Annotated in this window: 18 protein-coding genes and 1 tRNA gene; 8 read left to right on the top strand and 11 right to left on the bottom strand. The window is 53.6% G+C overall.

The features are described from left to right. The first annotated feature begins 28 nt into the window (after positions 1-28). Both RAL90_RS15205 and RAL90_RS15200 read left to right on the top strand, forming a co-directional pair. Positions 29-631 (top strand): cytochrome c, encoded by a 603-nt coding sequence (locus RAL90_RS15205; RefSeq protein ID WP_306252151.1) that lies wholly within the window; start codon positions 29-31, stop codon positions 629-631. Positions 632-1,043: 412 nt separating this feature from the next. After that, on the top strand, positions 1,044-1,790 hold the full coding sequence (locus RAL90_RS15200; protein ID WP_306252149.1) for a sulfotransferase family protein: 747 nt from the start codon (positions 1,044-1,046) through the stop codon (positions 1,788-1,790). Between the two features lie 46 nt (positions 1,791-1,836). Here the strand turns inward: RAL90_RS15200 and RAL90_RS15195 are convergent. Then, positions 1,837-1,911: transfer RNA gene (locus RAL90_RS15195), tRNA-Gly, on the bottom strand. A 108-nt stretch (positions 1,912-2,019) separates the two neighbouring features. Here RAL90_RS15195 and RAL90_RS15190 point away from each other — a divergent pair. The 3 genes from RAL90_RS15190 to RAL90_RS15180 all read left to right on the top strand — a co-directional run bounded on the left by RAL90_RS15190 (position 2,020) and on the right by RAL90_RS15180 (position 4,293). Continuing rightward, positions 2,020-2,541: a prolyl-tRNA synthetase associated domain-containing protein gene (locus RAL90_RS15190; RefSeq protein ID WP_306252147.1), complete on the top strand. Its 522-nt coding sequence runs from the start codon at positions 2,020-2,022 to the stop codon at positions 2,539-2,541. Between the two features lie 70 nt (positions 2,542-2,611). Next, positions 2,612-3,574, top strand: a complete 963-nt coding sequence (gene trxA, locus RAL90_RS15185; RefSeq protein WP_306252144.1) for a thioredoxin — start codon at positions 2,612-2,614, stop codon at positions 3,572-3,574. A 29-nt stretch (positions 3,575-3,603) separates the two neighbouring features. Then, the gene (locus RAL90_RS15180; protein WP_306252142.1) at positions 3,604-4,293 is read left to right on the top strand and encodes an LON peptidase substrate-binding domain-containing protein; all 690 of its coding nucleotides are present in this window, start codon (positions 3,604-3,606) and stop codon (positions 4,291-4,293) included. Positions 4,294-4,296: 3 nt separating this feature from the next. On the opposite strand, the gene RAL90_RS15175 is transcribed toward RAL90_RS15180, so the two are convergent. Both RAL90_RS15175 and RAL90_RS15170 read right to left on the bottom strand, forming a co-directional pair. Then, complete coding sequence (locus tag RAL90_RS15175; RefSeq protein ID WP_306252140.1) at positions 4,297-4,836, bottom strand: Pycsar system effector family protein; 540 nt, start codon at positions 4,834-4,836, stop codon at positions 4,297-4,299. Then, a complete protein-coding gene (locus tag RAL90_RS15170) occupies positions 4,837-6,624 on the bottom strand; it encodes a hypothetical protein (RefSeq protein WP_306252138.1) in 1,788 nt (595 codons plus the stop codon). Positions 6,625-6,756: 132 nt separating this feature from the next. Between RAL90_RS15170 and RAL90_RS15165 the strand changes: the two genes are divergently transcribed. After that, complete coding sequence (locus RAL90_RS15165; protein ID WP_372340386.1) at positions 6,757-6,948, top strand: Trm112 family protein; 192 nt, start codon at positions 6,757-6,759, stop codon at positions 6,946-6,948. A gap of 28 nt (positions 6,949-6,976) precedes the next feature. Here the strand turns inward: RAL90_RS15165 and RAL90_RS15160 are convergent, their stop codons facing one another. The 5 genes from RAL90_RS15160 to RAL90_RS15140 all read right to left on the bottom strand — a co-directional run bounded on the left by RAL90_RS15160 (position 6,977) and on the right by RAL90_RS15140 (position 11,325). Continuing rightward, entirely contained in the window at positions 6,977-7,705 is a 729-nt protein-coding gene (locus RAL90_RS15160; RefSeq protein WP_306252136.1) for a hypothetical protein, read from the bottom strand. After that, complete coding sequence (locus tag RAL90_RS15155; RefSeq protein WP_306252135.1) at positions 7,702-8,403, bottom strand: hypothetical protein; 702 nt, start codon at positions 8,401-8,403, stop codon at positions 7,702-7,704. The genes RAL90_RS15160 and RAL90_RS15155 overlap by 4 nt, the downstream gene beginning before the upstream one ends. After that, positions 8,396-9,250, bottom strand: a complete 855-nt coding sequence (locus RAL90_RS15150; protein WP_306252133.1) for an ABC transporter ATP-binding protein — start codon at positions 9,248-9,250, stop codon at positions 8,396-8,398. Before RAL90_RS15150 ends, RAL90_RS15155 begins: the two co-directional genes overlap by 8 nt. 61 nt (positions 9,251-9,311) lie before the next feature. Next, positions 9,312-10,523 carry an argininosuccinate synthase gene (locus tag RAL90_RS15145; RefSeq protein WP_306252131.1) on the bottom strand — a complete coding sequence of 404 codons (1,212 nt, stop codon included), beginning with the start codon at positions 10,521-10,523 and terminating at the stop codon, positions 9,312-9,314. Positions 10,524-10,728: 205 nt separating this feature from the next. Continuing rightward, positions 10,729-11,325: a TetR/AcrR family transcriptional regulator gene (locus RAL90_RS15140; protein WP_306252129.1), complete on the bottom strand. Its 597-nt coding sequence runs from the start codon at positions 11,323-11,325 to the stop codon at positions 10,729-10,731. 77 nt (positions 11,326-11,402) lie between these two features. Here RAL90_RS15140 and RAL90_RS15135 point away from each other — a divergent pair, with 77 nt between their 5' ends. Further along, the gene (locus RAL90_RS15135; RefSeq protein WP_306252127.1) at positions 11,403-12,593 is read left to right on the top strand and encodes an alkane 1-monooxygenase; all 1,191 of its coding nucleotides are present in this window, start codon (positions 11,403-11,405) and stop codon (positions 12,591-12,593) included. A gap of 63 nt (positions 12,594-12,656) precedes the next feature. Next, positions 12,657-13,250 (top strand): hypothetical protein, encoded by a 594-nt coding sequence (locus RAL90_RS15130; protein WP_306252125.1) that lies wholly within the window; start codon positions 12,657-12,659, stop codon positions 13,248-13,250. Here the strand turns inward: RAL90_RS15130 and rlmN are convergent. The 3 genes from rlmN to RAL90_RS15115 form a co-directional block, all read right to left on the bottom strand. Then, on the bottom strand, positions 13,243-14,406 hold the full coding sequence (gene rlmN / locus RAL90_RS15125; RefSeq protein ID WP_306252123.1) for a 23S rRNA (adenine(2503)-C(2))-methyltransferase RlmN: 1,164 nt from the start codon (positions 14,404-14,406) through the stop codon (positions 13,243-13,245). The two genes, RAL90_RS15130 and rlmN, sit on opposite strands and share 8 nt — an antisense overlap. A 72-nt stretch (positions 14,407-14,478) precedes the next feature. Further along, positions 14,479-15,390, bottom strand: a complete 912-nt coding sequence (locus RAL90_RS15120; protein WP_306252121.1) for an aminotransferase class IV — start codon at positions 15,388-15,390, stop codon at positions 14,479-14,481. Between the two features lie 9 nt (positions 15,391-15,399). Then, a complete protein-coding gene (locus RAL90_RS15115) occupies positions 15,400-16,257 on the bottom strand; it encodes an FkbM family methyltransferase (RefSeq protein ID WP_306252119.1) in 858 nt (285 codons plus the stop codon). Between the last annotated feature and the right edge of the window lies 1 nt (position 16,258).

Here is a 16,258-nt window from a genome sequence, read left to right as displayed (position 1 = left end):
GAAATTTCAGCAACCAAGAGTAATTTCCATGATGTCTTTCCGCTTATCCACCGCCCTCGCTCTAACGGCCGCCATGGTCACGGCCTGTGGCAACAACGCACCGGAAGAAGTTGACCCGGTTGCAGAGGAAGTGATCGCGGTTATCCCGGAAGAGATTGTTGAAGTTGATGACACAACCGCCGCACTTGCCCAGCCACCCTCAGCAATCACTGTAGAGGTGCCGGAAGTGAACGCACGGCGTGGGCGGATCCTCTTCACAGTCAAAGGGTGCGTTATCTGCCATCAGGTCAACGGCGTTGGTGGCACTGCAGCGCCCGCTCTTTCTGCCAGTCGCCAGCCGGAAAGCATCAATCCGCTTACTTTCACCGCACGCATGTGGCGCGGCGCAGCGGCGATGACTCAATTACAGAACATCGAGCTCGGCTACACGATTGAACTGGATGACCAGGATTTCGCTGATCTGGCCGCGTTTGCCGAAAGCCCCGAAGAGCAGGCCCTGTTCACAATAGACAGTGTGGGAGCAGAAATGCAGGACTGGTTCCTAAATGACCGCTACTGGATCACCGGCAACTGGGAAGAATACAAATCCCGTGGCTCGCGCATCCCAACGCTGGAAGCTGAAGATCAGTGAGAAGAGTAACCACTTGAGTATAGAACTTACTGGTCTTCCTTGCCGCGATAGCGACTTCTTGGGTCGCTCGCGGCATGCTCATCATCCCAGAGGCCGCTCATTTTGCCATTACTCCAGCCACGGCCTTCATGATTTATATCAAACATCAGCTCACCATCTCCCACCACCATTGAAGTATATCCTTTATGGTAATTACGCAGATTGATATTTTTGTCTGATATGCACCTCTGTCAGCGCACAAGCATAATCAGGCATAGAAGCATCTATGGGCGAAAACCATATAGAAAATAGACTTGACCCAGCTGGCACCAATAATTATTGAAATGTGCTTGGCTGATTTTCAACACAGAGCAGCCCTTGCTGAAAATGCACAAAAATCAAGCCATAAAGGGATGGGCAGCAGTGTACATCAATGGTTAAAAAAATCGATTTACCAGAACTCAAGCAACGCATCTCGACATATATGTCGTGGCGGGAGTTCAATTTCAACTGTCATATCTCCCTGAAGCATGAGTTTGTCTATCTGGAGACGCCGAAAGTTGGTTGCAGCTCGATCAAGTTCGCGATGATGCATCTCGAACTTGAAGATTTCGCGCTCAGGATCGAGGATCCGCATCTGGCATTCTACAATATGCCTACAGTCAAGCCGTATCAGCTGGATACGGACCTTCTGCATGAAGTCCTTTTCTCTGATCGTTTTTTCCGGTTTTCTTTTGTTCGCAACCCTTATACGCGCACATTGTCCGCCTATATCGACAAAATCCAACGCCCCGAGAAACTAGCCGGCAGTATAAGTCGCGCCCTCGGAGTTATGCCGGGGTCATCCATTGATATGTCGTATGAGGAGTTTTTGAGTTTTGTGCTCGAGACACCTGCCCTCAAACAGGATAAACACTGGCGCCCGCAAAACCAGATGCTGTTGCATGGATTACTTGATTTCCATTTCATTGGGCGGTTTGAGACTTTTGCTGCTGACTGGCAGCAGGTGATTGAGCGCACGACCCCGCAACTGGGCAAACACTCACAAGTCTTCAATCCCCATGCCACGAACGCAGATGACAAACTGCGCCGCTATTACAACGGCAGAACCACCTCAAAGCTCATCAAGGCATACAAAGACGATTTTGACATCTATGGCTATCCGCCGGTGCAGACCTGAGTTTGTCTCGATATATTCAAAATATATACAGGGGAAATACCGTCACTGGAGCGGGCGATGCGATTCGAACGCACGACCCTCACCTTGGCAAGGTGATGCTCTACCCCTGAGCTACGCCCGCTCACGCCGTGAAGGCAGAACCGCTATAAAGCGCATCACTTGCAGAAGTGCAAGTGGAAAATTATGCCATAGTCACATGATATTATGAGAGCCCCAGGGAGACATCTATATGGCAGTACCGCAACCGGCCACACGGCAGGATCTGTTCAGCTTTCTCGACGAGCTCGGTCTTGCCTATGAAACGCAGGATCATGATGCCGTTTTTACGGTAGAGGAAAGCCAGTCGATCAAGAAAAATATGCCCGGCTGCCATTCCAAGAACCTTTTCCTCAAGGATAAAGCCGGAACACTAAGCCTGGTGGTGGCTGTGGCAGAGACGCAGGTAGACCTGAAGGCGCTTGGCAAGGCTATTGGCGCAAAGCAGCGCCTTTCGTTTGGCAAGCCTGACCTGATGACAGAAATTCTTGGCGTGATACCCGGCGCGGTGACACCTTTCGCACTAATCAATGACCGGCAGCAACGCATCAGCCATGTTATACTTGATGAAAGATTCGCCGATTGCGAGCAGGCGTGGTTCCATCCACTGGAAAATACTGCCTCCACGGCTATATCATTCAAGAACCTGCAAGTGTTCATCCATGCTTGCGGTCACGACCCTGCAATTATGCATCTTGCCAATCCGGGAGTATGATGTGCCGCGCCAGAGAAAACTTGAACTATCGCACTGGCAACGCCATGTAGCTGTCTTCAGGAGATAAACCATGACAGATATTCTGGGCACCGCTGCACCAGCAGGGACTGCGCAACAAAGCGCCTATATCAGAGATTCAAGCATCGAAACCTTCGCCGAGGATGTGATGAACGCCTCACGCGAAGTGCCTGTGATCGTAGACTTCTGGGCTCCCTGGTGCGGCCCCTGCAAGACACTGGGCCCATTGCTGGAAAAAGCCGTCAATGACCTCAAAGGCAAAGTCCTTATGGTCAAGGTCGATATTGACCAGAACCAGATGCTTGCCCAGCAATTGCGCATTCAGTCTGTGCCAACAGTCATGCTTTTCATCGCCGGACAGCCGGTAGACGGGTTTGCTGGTGCCCTGCCGGAAAGCCAGATCAAACAGTTTCTCGAGCGTGCGCTACAGATTGCGGAACAGGCAGGCCTGAGCGCGGGCGGCGCCGGGAATGAACCCACGACGGAAGAAATACTTGATGCAGCAGATGCTGCACTCGCTGAAAATAACCTGCCTGCCGCAGCACAGCTATACGGCCAGCTTGCTCAGACCCTGAGCGAAGAAAACGAAGAGAAAGCCCGGGCACTGGCGGGTCTGGCGCATTGTCATGTGGCGGGCGGCAACCTGGCAGAAGCAAGACAGATGCTGGAACTGATACCGGAAAAACTACGCTCGCTCGCAAGCGTATCGAGCGTGCACGCCATGATTGACCTCGCCGAGACCGGCGCAAACGGCGCAGACCTTTCCAGCGCGCAGGCGGCCGCTGAAAACGCACCTGAAGATATGGACGCTCAGTACGCCTATGCGGAAGCGCTGATCGGTAATGGTCATGTCGAGCAGGCAGCAGATACATTACTGGCAATTGTCGCCCGGGACCGCAGCTGGAATGAAGAAGCCGCGCGCACAAAACTGGTCACCCTTTTTGAAGCGCTTGGCGCAAAGCACCCTGTTACCAAAGACGCGCGTCGCCGCTTGTCTTCGATACTTTTTTCCTGACAGGTTGTACCGAACATACTGGAGGCAGAATGGCAAGTGATACAGAACGAGGGGGGTACGGACGGCAACAGCCGGAGACTCTACCGATTTTCCCCTTGCGCAATGCCTTGTTGCTGCCGCGCGGCCGCTTGCCATTGAATATTTTTGAGCCACGCTACCTGATGATGGCTGACCACGCTCTGGCCGCAGGGCGGCTTATTGGCATGGTCCGCCCGAAAAAGGACAGCGACCCTTCTGATTTATATACTATAGGCTGTGCTGGCCGTATTACGTCATTCATGGAAACAGATGACGGCAGGTATCTCATTACCCTGACAGGTATATCGAGGTTTCTGATAAAGGATGAACTCGATCCAGATACAGCATTCCGGCAGGCACGGCTGGACTGGACGCCCTACACCATGGACCTCTGGCAGCAGGAAGTCGATGCAGATCAGGACTCTGACATCAGAAGCAGATTGCTTGATGTATTACTTTCATACCTCAACGAAGCTGGCCTGAAAGCTGACTGGGATGCGATCAAGGACGCGTCCGTCGACTCGATTGTCAACTCCATTGCCATGAGCTGCCCGTTTGAGCCAGACGAACAACAGGCTATTCTTGAAGCCGGAAGCATCGAAGACCGTGCCCGTGCGTTGGTCTCCCTCATGGAAATATCAGTGGCGGAAAGCCACGCAGACATGTCTGACCCGGATAAAAAACCCGGTCGGCTGCAATAATAATCAAGCTGCCAGATAGAGGATGATTGTGACCGGCACATCCACCATTGCCAGTAGGAATGCCCAGCGCAACAGCGAAAATTTACGCCGCAATATGCGCGCCACAATGACGTTGCTGCGGGCGACTGAAATAATCAGTTCAGACACTTCACTGGTCCGCATATAGGCCGCGTGTTCTTCCGGCCCATATGTTTCACTGGTGAGAGCTGGCCACGAAAACCTGTCCTGCAAAACCATCTTCTTACTGTCTTCCTTGCTGGCAAGGCGCGGCAGGACCACAAACAGACAGATCGCCATGATGACAGCCTTGATCTGGATCAACGCGACCAAGGCCCCCGCATAGTCAACAGACTCGATATTCAGAATGGCATTGGCAGCAATCACGCCAATCAGAGCAAACAGGGCGACCGCTTTCATGTCAGCAAACTGAATTTGCTGGCCCAGGGCATCTGCCTGCCCCAGCAGAAACTGTAACCTGAGAGAGAGTACCGGATCAGCGGATGTTGCCGCCGAAACTTGTGGAGTGGGATCGTTTTTTATCATTCAGGCCACCTCAAAATCAGTGTCGGAAATCGGCTGGCAATGATGCGCCCAGCCATATTGCTGCCAGTAATCAACAAGGCCAATACGTTTGACAAAATCCCGGAAGGCCGGATGCCGCCGCGCCTGCGCACCTGAAGGCGACCAAAGGGCCGCAAGGAAATAACTGTCAAAGGCGAATTTGTTTCGGGCAAAAATGTCAAATGCTTCTTCAATACGACCAAGGCGCAACAGCATCACTGGTGCAAAACCCTCCGTTTCAGGTGCTGGGTCCCGCACATATTCAGCGACAATCTCCAGCGCCTCCTCTTTCCGGTCATCGAAATAAATGCTCCGTGACAGGATTTTAATCTGCTCTTGCGTGAATTCATGCACCAGACCGGCACTCATCGCCTGATCCTGCAGCCGAGCTGCTTTCTCAAGATCCTGCTGCAACCAAGCGATATCAGCCAAGGTAAGGAGGGCTGGCCCGAAGCCAAGCGCCGCAACACGGGTGGCATACTCTTCTGCTGCCACCAGGTCTCCGCTCAACAGACGGCAAATTGCCATACCACTCAGAGCAAATGGCATCATGGGATCGATATCGTGCAGGCGCTGGCAGTGCTGCGCTGCTTCCTGAATACGCCCCACATTGATCATTGCCATCCCCGCATGGTGCAGGGTGGTTGTATCGTCCGGGTCCAGAGAAAGGGCGGTATCAAAAGACATCTGCATGGCAGTATAGGCCCGGTGTTGCATGAATACGCGCCCAAGTACTGCATGTGGCGCAGCATAATGCGGATCACAGGCAATCGCCTGGCGGCAACACCGCTCTGCCGCTGCCTGAGCTTCGGACAACCGTCGATTTAGATGTACACTTGAGGCAACATGCGCCCCTGCCAGAGCGGCCCATGCACGTGCGAATTTGTCATCAATCCTGAGTGCCTGCTCCAACAGGCCAATCGCCTCCTCAAGCCCCGTGGTAATATGATGCTGAATAAGTGTATGAGCGCGCATATATAATGCGTAAGCGCCTTCATTTTCAGTCAGGCGCTGCGATGTATCTTCTGCCTGCCCCCTATCCAGGGACACACCAAGTTCTCTTGCGATGATCGCAGCAATATCTTCCTGAATATCGAAGATATCTTTCAGATTGCGCTCATAAGGTTTGGCCCAGAGCTGAAAGCCACTCGTTACATTTATTAGCTGTGCCCTGACCGACAATGTGTCCGCGACACGGCTGATTTCGCCCGTCAGCACATATTGCACATGCAGAAGCTGGCCAATCTCGCGCGGCTCCCTGTATTTGTCCTGAAAGGCTTTGGAGGAAGAACGACCAACCACACGCAGATCAGTTGCTGTGGAAAGAAGGTTGCGCACTTCTTCTGCGACCCCCTCTGACAGGTGCGCCTGATCGTTCTGCGGACTAACATCCCTGAATGGCAGAACAGCAACAGATTTCTGCCCTGCTAAATTTGCAGATGACATGAATTCAGGTCCTGCACTTGTGGGCAAAACGTCGATAACGGAGCGCGCAACTTCCGTCTGCTGCGTATGTTGCTCTTCCCGCTTCTCCAATGTTTTTGTCAGCACAATCCCTTCAGGCGTCACATCAACCAGCCATGACGCAAGCACGACAAACGGGAAGCAGAAGAAGAGAAACCAGCCTGTGACCGTTAGAACAACAGGTGGTAATTCCATCGCGGGCACAAGAATGCCCGAAACCTGAAGCATTAACCAGCTGAGCACAATATAGGCAGAACCTGTGCGCAGGACGCCGCGTCTGTTCAGTTCTGCAAAAATAGCGTTCATTCTCTTACTCTGAAAGTTAGCATTCGTTCTGGACAATATCATGATTGCGCCGAGATAACTATTTGGGTTTCCACCATGTTTCGGCTAATTGTTTCAGCATCAGAGCCGATATGTAACGGGAGCGTCTGAAGCATGGAAAAGTCCAGTTCTGAAATTGACCCTAAACTGCTTGAAATTCTCGTCTGTCCGGTCAGCCGGGGGCCGCTGGAATATAATGCCGACCAGCAGGAACTGGTGAGTCAGAAAGCACGCCTTGCCTACCCTATCCGTGATGGCATTCCGATCATGCTGGAAGCGGAGGCCCGGCATCTTGATGATGCCTAAGGTTTCTGCGCGCCCTTCACCACCGGCCCTAACCGAGACGACGCGTCACCAGCCTGAACAGGAAGACAAGGCTGGCGATATGCACAACCAGCGCAATCAGGAATGTCAGTCCTGAGAGGTGCCCGTCAGCCCGCAACAGGATTTCACCGATCCAGAAGCTGGGGATGATACCGGCAGCATAGCGCCATGGCGTTGCCAGCAGAGCCAGCAAGGGGACAAGCGCCAGCATGTTAAGGATCTTCGATAGAGCCATGCCTTCAACCTTGTTCCCGGCCAAAGCCACCAGCGCAAAACTGATGAACACGCTTTCAAGACTGATCAGCAGCACCAACGGAAAGTACAATCCCGGCTGATCCGGTAGCAGAAGGGTTAAAGTAAAAAGTGTCGCGGCAGAGGCAATCAGCATCAATACAAAAGTGCGATAGAGAAGGAAGCCCCCTTTGCCGATGGCGGTGACTTCCAGCGCGAGCAGAGGCCCGTCATCCCGGTCCTCTAGCAACAACATGCCCGTGACCCAACCGATAAGGATCGCAGGTGTGATCAGCGCGAAAGGCACGGCATAAGCCGAGAAACCGGTAATGCCGAGAGATTGCCCTGCATACGCATCAATCTGGTCGCCAAAGGCCGCCAGCAGGATCGGCAGAATCAGCCCGATGAATAAGTTTACAAACAATACAGGTTCACGCGCGACACTGATGGCGTCAGCACGGAAAAGTGCCAGCAGTCGCTGGGGTGCGAGAGCTGACAGCGCGCTCATGACTTGCGGCCAAAGTCTGACGTCAAGGACCTAATCCCCATATGAACAGAAAAAGCGGCAGCAAGGCTGGCCGACAGCATCAGAAGAGAAACCCTCCCGACAGAAATCTGCTCGCCATCGAGTGCGGCAATAATCAGGTCCAGTTGCGCGGCTGTTGGCAGCAAGGCCATCCACAACGGCATCGGGCCCAGAAAAGCAACGCCCGCTGGCAATAGCAGGGGCAAAAACCAGATGACAGCACTGGTGACATATCCGGTGACTGTTTTCGTCCGTGCCGCAACAAAGGCACCAAGACCCAGATAGAAAACCGACGTGATGCTCGCAGCTACCAGAAAGAGCGGCCAGTTGACCGGCTTGCCGCTGGCCAGCCCCACGACCACAATCGCTGCCAGGGACAGCGCCAGAAATGTGAGAATTTTGGCCGTCAGGTATTCAGTTGCGGAAACGGGTGTCATGGCGAGCGTGTCCCGTACATTCTCTGCCCGCTCAAGCATCAGTAAACCACCGAGGAAGAAAAAGCCGACCGGCGCATTGTCTGTAAAGATTACCAGACTGATGAACCAGCTTGGCATAATATCCCGCAACAACCAGATGAGGACACCCGTCATCAGGACCACCACCATATAGGCTGCCAGAATGCCATAGCGCCATTGAAGACGCAGGTCATGAGCGAGCAAGACCAACAGCCGGTCAGTCACGCGCACCTCCTGCAACCTTGATGAAAACATCATCCAGACTCGCCTCCAGCGTGTGCATGGTCTGAATACTGCCGGCCTGAACAAGGCTCAGAAAAGTCTGGTTCTTACCAATCGTCTCCATGGGGAATGTCTGGCGTTCTGTGCCGTTTTCACTGTCGCTGGTGACTTCCAGCACGGGGGCGCCATGCTTTTTCTTGAGGGTGGTCGGCGCGTCAATCACATCCGCACGACCATTGACCAGGAACCCGACCCGATCACAGATTTCATCTGCCTCGGCCATATTATGCGTGGTCAGAAAAATGGTTTTGCCCTGCTGCTTTAACTGACGGATCAGATCACGCGTCAGACGGGCCCGGGCGGGGTCCTGCCCCGTGGTCGGCTCATCAAGGAACAACAGGTCGGGATCATTCACCAGCGCCCGGCACAAGTTGAGCCGCATCTTCATACCCTTGGAAAAGTCTGCGACGCGCTTGTGCGCATCTTCTTCAAGACCAACCAGCGACAAAAGCTCCATTGGTGCCCTGGTCGGCCCTTTGTAGAGAGCCGCATAGAGCCTGAGATTCTCAAATGCCGTCAGACGCAGATACAGTGTTGGCAACTCAAACGACACGCCGATACGATTGAAAAAATCCCGGCCCATTGTGCCAACAGGCTTACCGAAAACACTCGCCGATCCACTGAAACCGCGCAAAAGACCCATCGTTATTTTCTGGGTTGTAGACTTGCCCGCCCCTGAGGGGCCGAGCAGGCCGAAAATCTCGCCATCCGCCACATCAAGCGTCAATCCCGACAGGATGCCGGCCTTGTTGCGCGGATAGCTATAGCTGACATTTTCAAGGGTGATCATGGTGTCACCTCCATGAGCTGATATGGGGAGTGTCCGACAAAGCCGGAATACTCTCTTTCTTCTATTTTTGCTGGCCGAGCAGTTTCAGACGCAATGCATTAAGGCGAATAAAGCCTTCAGCATCTTTCTGGTCATACGCGCCAGCATCATCCTCAAACGTCACATGGGCCTCAGAATAGAGTGACTTCGGGCTTTCACGCCCGACAATAGTGGCTGATCCTTTATAAAGCTGCAGCTTCACCCAGCCCGTCACATTTTCCTGACTGTGGTCTATAGCCGCCTGCAGCATTTCCCGTTCGGGGGCGAACCAGAATCCGTTGTAAATTAGCTCGGCATAGCGCGGCATCAGCTCATCTTTCAGATGTGCGGCACCCCGATCCAATGTAATCTGCTCGATGCCACGATGAGCTGCCAGCAGGATCGTGCCGCCTGGCGTTTCGTAGATACCGCGGGACTTCATGCCGACAAACCGGTTCTCCACCAGGTCCAACCGCCCAATGCCGTGCTTGCAGCCATAATCATTGAGTTTACTCAATAGTTCCGCAGGCGAAAGGACCTCCCCGTTGATCGAAGTTGCATCGCCTTTAGTGAAACCGACCTCGATGATCTCCGGCTGGTCAGGCGCGTCTACCGGATCGACAGTGCGCGAATAGACATAATCCGGCGCTGGCTCCGCCGGGTCTTCCAGCACTTTTCCTTCCGAAGACGTGTGCAGTAGATTTGCATCCACGGAGAATGGCGCTTCGCCGCGTTTGTCCTTCGACACGGCAATCTGATGTTTTTCGGCAAAGTCGATCAGCTTTGTGCGGCTGGTCAGATCCCATTCGCGCCAGGGCGCGATCACCTTGATATTGGGATTGAGCGCATAGGCATTTAATTCAAACCGCACCTGATCATTACCCTTGCCGGTGGCACCGTGGGAAATGGCATCAGCGCCTGTTGCCTCTGCAATCTGCACCAGGCGCTTTGCGATGAGCGGCCGGGCGATAGATGTGCCGAGTAGGTAAAGGCCTTCATAAACCGCATTGGCCCGGAACATCGGGAAGACATAATCGCGCACAAATTCCTCGCGCAGGTCCTCAATGAAAATGTCTTTCACGCCTGCCTGTTCGGCTTTTTTACGCGCAGGTGCCAGCTCTTCACCCTGTCCGAGATCCGCCGTGAACGTCACGACTTCGCAATCATATTCGACCTGTAACCATTTCAGGATAACGGATGTATCGAGGCCGCCAGAATATGCCAGCACAACCTTGTTGATGTCTTTTTTGTTCATGTCGCTCTCAAAACCTGTGTCTCCCAGAGGCTTATAGTGCATGACCAAAGCGGGCACATAAGTTTTTATGGCCAGCGCGTATTTATTGGAAGCCGACTTCATTGCTCAAGAGACGGCGGCACAGGTTGCAACTCGGAATATCCGTGACTTTGATGGCTGTGGACTGAAGCTGATCAACCCGTGGCAGACCTGACAGCCTTCGCCACTAGCCATTCAAAGGCACGATCATGTCAGCGATTTCATCGATCAGGCTGTCGCTAACGCCGCCGACCGTCTCGCCAATCAACTCATCGGTAAAGATCATCTGCGCCCCAGTTGTCGCAGCAAATCCATGCAGCAGCGCGGCTCTGGTTGGCATATCGTCAAACAGGCCAGCCTGTTGCGCGCCGGCGGCGGCTTCCGTCAACATCGCATAATACTCACTGAGGGCAGCTCTGAGATCAGCATCTGCAAAATGGCGCACATCAGGGTTCATCAACGCCATGAAGTAGGAGCGGTTTTCAACGGCCCAGCGGATACCGCATTTGACCATAAGGTTTAGCCGCAATACAGGATTGTCACCTGCTTGCGCACCCGCCTGCATGGTGGCCTGTGTCATCAGCTCATAGCCCTTGCGCACGACCGCCGCCAGCAAGTCCGCCTTGGTGGGGAAATGCCGCGACGGTGCAGCATGGGATACACCAAGATCACGCGCGAGACTGCGCAGGGAAACACCCTCGACCCCCTTCTCGCCAATGACTTCCGCCGCCCTGTCGATCAGTGCTTCGCGCAAATTTCCATGATGATAGCTCGTGGCTTGCATTTATCCTGTCTTTCAACTTCAATGTTGTCAGTGACAACATTTCATGCTATGCTCCGCATATCAATAGGGAGACTTCGATGCAATTCACAGCCACAAAAGAAGATGGCAGCCAGATCGCCTACAAGGATGGCAAGCGCTGGCTCTGGTTTACCGGGCATCTGTTCGTGCTGGTACCGGTTTTCACTTTCTGGCTTTATTTCGTTCTCGAAAAGAACCCCTTGGTTGTTCTTATTCCCTTCCTTTACGTCTTTGCCTTTATCCCGTTCCTCGACTGGATCGCAGGCGAGGACCCGCATAACCCGCCAGAGGAAGTTGTGCCTGCCATGAGTGCGGACAGGTTCTACGATCAGGTCGCATATTCTCTTATCCCGCTTCACTATGCCATGTTCATTGCTACGGTGTGGTTTGTCGGGACGCAGGATCTGCCGATCTGGGCGATCATTATGCTGCTACTTGGCGTGGGCACGCTCAACGGCAATGCGATCAATCTTGGTCATGAACTCGGGCACAAGACAGACAAGCTCAATCGCTTTATGGCGAAAATGGCCTTGGGCGTGGTAGGGTACGGTCACTTCACGGTGGAGCATAATCGCGGTCATCATGTGCATGTTTCCACACCTGAAGATTGTGCCTCCGGCCGCATGGGAGAGAGCGTTTATGCTTTTGCCCTGCGCGAATTGCCAGGTGCCTTCAAAGGTGGCTGGGCCCATGAGGCAAAGCGCCTGCGCAACAAGGGGCTGCCGCTGTTCCACTGGCAGAACGAGATTTTACAGGTCTATGCGATGACAACAGTCATAGCCGTTGCGCTGGTCATGTGCGTTGGCTGGGCTGTTTTACCATTTATCATCGCCCATCATTTCATCAGCTGGTATGGCCTGACACAGGTGAACTATATCGAGCATTACGGCCTGCTCCGGCAGAAACGGAAGAACGGCAAATATGAACCTTGCCAGCCACACCACTCCTGGAACACCAATCACATTGTTTCCAATCTGACCCAGATCCACCTGCAGCGACACTCTGACCATCATGCCAACCCGATGCGGCCATACCAAGCGTTGCGCAATTTTCCTGACCTGCCACGCCTGCCATCCGGCTATCCCGGATGTCTGGCGCTCGCCGCCATACCGCCGCTCTGGTTCAAGGTCATGGACCCGAAAGTGATGGATTGGGCCAAGGGGGATATTACCCGTGTGAATGTCTGCCCGAAGGCGAAAGATCAACTCTTTAATCGGTATGGCCAGACAGAAAATCAGGTTTCTGCCTGATTATCGGGTGATCCCGGCGATTTTTCGCGATAGGCTGCTGCGCGAGTTCGGGGTTTTACTGCCATGAGTGATAAATCACTGTTTGACCGTGTGCGCTACGCGCTCAACCGTTCCTTCTCGGAGGATGTCGAAACGCTGCGCATCTATGGCTTCCAGCCGGATATGTTGCCGGATGACCTGGTCCTGAGGAAGGATACCCGCGCCATTTTTATCTTGGTTGGCGCTGCCCTGTTTGGTCTACTCGTCACCCTTGGTTTTACAGTCTTTTTTGGAGAAGGCGGCCTCGACGAAATCGAGTTTGACTTTGATGTATTGCTCGGCCCGGCCATCGCCCTGCTGATATCTCCGCTGATCAGCCTCATCGTGGAGCGTTTCTCTCCGGATGACCTGTTGCTGGACCGTGAAGGCTTCAAGATTCAGGGCTCCATGGAAGAAAAAGTCATGTGGCGGGACACAACCACCTTCGAGGTCGCAGGCAGCGGTTTTATGGTCTCGCAGGTCATCACCTATATCCCGACCGAACAGCAGGACATCATTTCCAAACATCTCCTACAGGAAGATACCAGCAAGATCACCATCAATGCCGTCTATGGCAAACTGGATGCAGAAGACCTTGCACGGGTAATGAATGCTTATCGCGGCAAAGCCATCAGATGATGGCTGATTTGCGCCGTTCACTTGCCCGTTGCTTGATGCTTTCGGTTTTGAGCTGACCGCAGGCAGCGGCAATGTCGCGACCGCGTGGCGTGCGTATGGGAGAAGCATAACCCGCCCGATTTACGATATCTGCAAATGCCTCGATCCTGTCCCAGTCGGAGCATTCGTAGGGTGCACCCGGCCACGGGTTGAAGGGGATAAGATTGATCTTTGTCGGGATTCCTTTGAGAAGCGAAACAAGCTTCTTTGCCTCCGCATCGCTGTCATTCACCCCCTTCAACATCACGTATTCAAAGGTGATGCGGCGCGCATTTGAGACACCAGGATAGGTGCGACAGGCCTCCAAGAGTTCTTCCAGCGGGTATTTTCGGTTGATTGGCACCAGCACATCACGCAACGCGTCATTTGTGGCATGTAGAGAGATGGCCAGCATGGCCTGTGTCTCTTCACCCAACCGTTTTACTTCCGGAACGATACCTGAAGTTGAAACAGTTATCCGGCGGCGTGAGATACCAAGGCCTTCATTGTCTGAAATAATCTCAATCGCTTCTGACACGTTGTCCAGATTATAGAGCGGCTCGCCCATACCCATGAAGACGATGTTGGTGAGCTGGCGCCCATGCTCGGTTGACGGCCACTCCTCAAGGTCGTCCTTCACCACCATCACCTGACCGACAATCTCTGCCGGGGTAAGATTGCGCACCAACTTCTGCGTGCCGGTGTGGCAAAAAGTGCAGTTAAGGGTGCAGCCGACCTGAGAAGACACACACAAAGCGCCAGAGCGCCCGACATCCGGGATGAAGACGCACTCTGCTTCTACGCCCGGTGCGAAGCGCAAAAGATATTTCCGGGTACCATCAGAGGAGACCTGTCGTTCCGTAATTTCCGGTCTGGCCTGTTCCTGCAACTGGCCATACCGCTGCGCCAGTGAGGCCTTCAACCCCTTGGAAACATTGGTCATACTGTCAAAATCAGTGACGCCAAAATTGTAGAGCCACCGGAATATCTGGCTGGTGCGCATTCGCGCCTGCTTGGGATCAAAGCCAAAATCCTCTGTCAGTTGAGCTACCATTTTTGCGCGCGTCAATCCGATCAGACCTTGTGGCTCATCAGGCAGGGCGCGTGCACCGGCATCAAGATCAAGAGAAACGGTCATCAATTCGGGTCCAACTGGCGGCAAGCGCCCTTAGCGCAAAAAAGCTGTTCTGCGAAGAGGAAAGAGAGGCTTCTAGCGCCGCACCTGTTCCTCATCTCGCGTCTCCACTCTTTCGATATAGAGTTGTTGCAGCTTCTGCATCAGTGGCCGGGATGTGCCATCACCGATTATGCGCCCATCCACGGCACGCACAGGCGTCAGGCCCGCAAAAGTGCCCGTGACAAAAGCCTCCTCTGCACCATAAACATCTGTGAGGGAAAAGTTCTTCTCAAACACCGGGAGGCCATTCTCTCTTGCCAACTCCAGCACGACAGAGCGCGTGATACCGCCAAGGCAGTAATCCCCTGTAGAGGTCCATAATTCTCCCCGACGGAAAATGAAAAAGTGCGTCGAGTTACAGGTCGCCACGAATCCATGCGGGTCCAGCATCAGGGCTTCATCTGCCCCGGCTTGAGTCGCCTGAATGCAAGCCGTGATGCAGTTAATCTTGGAGTGGGAATTCAGTTTCTGGTCCTGCACGTCAGGAAACCCGCGTCGCACATGCACCGTGAAGAGGGACAGGCCCTGTGTGGGGAATACCGGCCTCTTGTATTCAGGAATAATCACAATGGTTGGCGGCGTGACCGTGACCCGCGGGTCCTGATAGGGCGTCGAGCGTGTGCCGCGTGTAACCATCAGGCGAATATGTACGTGATCGGACATATTATTCGCCGCCAGGCAATCATGGAGACGCCTTGTCAGGGCGGCTTTTGTAAGAGGTAGTGTGAAGTCCAGCGCCTTGGCGCCCTCCCACAGGCGATCAAGATGCCTGTCCAGAAAAACAATCCTGCCCTTGTAAACGCGCAATCCCTCCCAGACACCATCACCCAGCATGAAGCCTGAATCGAATACGGAAATTTTCGCTTCAGCACGGGGGAACAGCTCCCCATTAATATCAATCAGAATTTTGTCGTTGCGCGGATCAGGTTCAAAATCGTGCGACATGCGCGGGCCTCAAACCTTACGGACCAGAACGGCGTTCAGGTTGTTACTGAAAGCAACTTCATATCCGTTCTCAAGGCATAATCTGTAAGCTGAATGGCTTTCTGCTTCATGGGAAATCTCAATCAGGACAAGCCCTGGCATCTGCTCAGGTGAAGCCTCCCTGAAGAACGCCTCAAGCGCTGGATATTCCGCTCCCTCAATATCAATCTTCAGGATATCAATACGTGGCCAGTTCTTTTCGGCAAATATATCAACAAGGGGATGTCCTTCTACGATAACTGATTGCTGCCCCTGCTGATGCTTTGCATTGCTGATATGGCTCATGCCCCGGCTCTTCAGGTTTAGCAGCAAGGTGACTTCCTCTGCCTGCCCCGTAATCGCCCACGGCAAAAGCGTGACGTAGGCCTGCGCATCGGAAGCCATTACATTATGCTCCATTCGCCCGCGCATGGTCGGGTCCGGTTCCACGGCGATGATATGCACTTGTCGCCCGGCCTCCTTGCTGGCGGCCAGCGCGAAAAGGGAATAAAGGCCTGCATTCGCCCCAATATCCAGAAAATAAATATCATCTGTCCTCAGACTTCTCATGTGTCTCTGCAAAAATTCCCGCTCCTCGAGATCCCAGAATTGCGGCGTGATATAGACGCGCTTTTCACAGATATTATCAAAGGGGTGCAGTCGCGCCATTTGCGTTCCAAAAACCGGCACATCAAAGCCTACGCGCTTCTTGCCGCCGGCAAGGCGTAACAACAGTGATGCGAGCTTATGGCCAAAACCGTTCTGCGGCAGCTTTTGGCCCAAGCGGCGTACGGATTCTTCAAATGCCGTTGGCTTGCGTGCTGGTATTCCCTGAGATTCTACGGTCACT

Source organism: Parvularcula sp. IMCC14364 (assembly GCF_030758415.1).
Classification (GTDB): Bacteria; Pseudomonadota; Alphaproteobacteria; order Caulobacterales; family Parvularculaceae; genus Aquisalinus.
This window is presented reverse-complemented; position numbering and strand designations above follow the sequence as displayed.

What these genes read in the sequence shown, in the direction of transcription:
- RAL90_RS15205 (WP_306252151.1), top strand. Translation starts at nt 29, where the DNA reads ATGATGTCTTTCCGCTTATCCACCGCCCTCGCTCTAACGGCCGCCATG.
- RAL90_RS15200 (WP_306252149.1), top strand. Translation starts at nt 1,044, where the DNA reads ATGGTTAAAAAAATCGATTTACCAGAACTCAAGCAACGCATCTCGACA.
- RAL90_RS15190 (WP_306252147.1), top strand. Translation starts at nt 2,020, where the DNA reads ATGGCAGTACCGCAACCGGCCACACGGCAGGATCTGTTCAGCTTTCTC.
- trxA (WP_306252144.1), top strand. Translation starts at nt 2,612, where the DNA reads ATGACAGATATTCTGGGCACCGCTGCACCAGCAGGGACTGCGCAACAA.
- RAL90_RS15180 (WP_306252142.1), top strand. Translation starts at nt 3,604, where the DNA reads ATGGCAAGTGATACAGAACGAGGGGGGTACGGACGGCAACAGCCGGAG.
- RAL90_RS15175 (WP_306252140.1), bottom strand. Translation starts at nt 4,836, where the DNA reads ATGATAAAAAACGATCCCACTCCACAAGTTTCGGCGGCAACATCCGCT.
- RAL90_RS15170 (WP_306252138.1), bottom strand. Translation starts at nt 6,624, where the DNA reads ATGAACGCTATTTTTGCAGAACTGAACAGACGCGGCGTCCTGCGCACA.
- RAL90_RS15165 (WP_372340386.1), top strand. Translation starts at nt 6,757, where the DNA reads ATGGAAAAGTCCAGTTCTGAAATTGACCCTAAACTGCTTGAAATTCTC.
- RAL90_RS15160 (WP_306252136.1), bottom strand. Translation starts at nt 7,705, where the DNA reads ATGAGCGCGCTGTCAGCTCTCGCACCCCAGCGACTGCTGGCACTTTTC.
- RAL90_RS15150 (WP_306252133.1), bottom strand. Translation starts at nt 9,250, where the DNA reads ATGATCACCCTTGAAAATGTCAGCTATAGCTATCCGCGCAACAAGGCC.
- RAL90_RS15145 (WP_306252131.1), bottom strand. Translation starts at nt 10,523, where the DNA reads ATGAACAAAAAAGACATCAACAAGGTTGTGCTGGCATATTCTGGCGGC.
- RAL90_RS15140 (WP_306252129.1), bottom strand. Translation starts at nt 11,325, where the DNA reads ATGCAAGCCACGAGCTATCATCATGGAAATTTGCGCGAAGCACTGATC.
- RAL90_RS15135 (WP_306252127.1), top strand. Translation starts at nt 11,403, where the DNA reads ATGCAATTCACAGCCACAAAAGAAGATGGCAGCCAGATCGCCTACAAG.
- RAL90_RS15130 (WP_306252125.1), top strand. Translation starts at nt 12,657, where the DNA reads ATGAGTGATAAATCACTGTTTGACCGTGTGCGCTACGCGCTCAACCGT.
- rlmN (WP_306252123.1), bottom strand. Translation starts at nt 14,406, where the DNA reads ATGACCGTTTCTCTTGATCTTGATGCCGGTGCACGCGCCCTGCCTGAT.
- RAL90_RS15120 (WP_306252121.1), bottom strand. Translation starts at nt 15,390, where the DNA reads ATGTCGCACGATTTTGAACCTGATCCGCGCAACGACAAAATTCTGATT.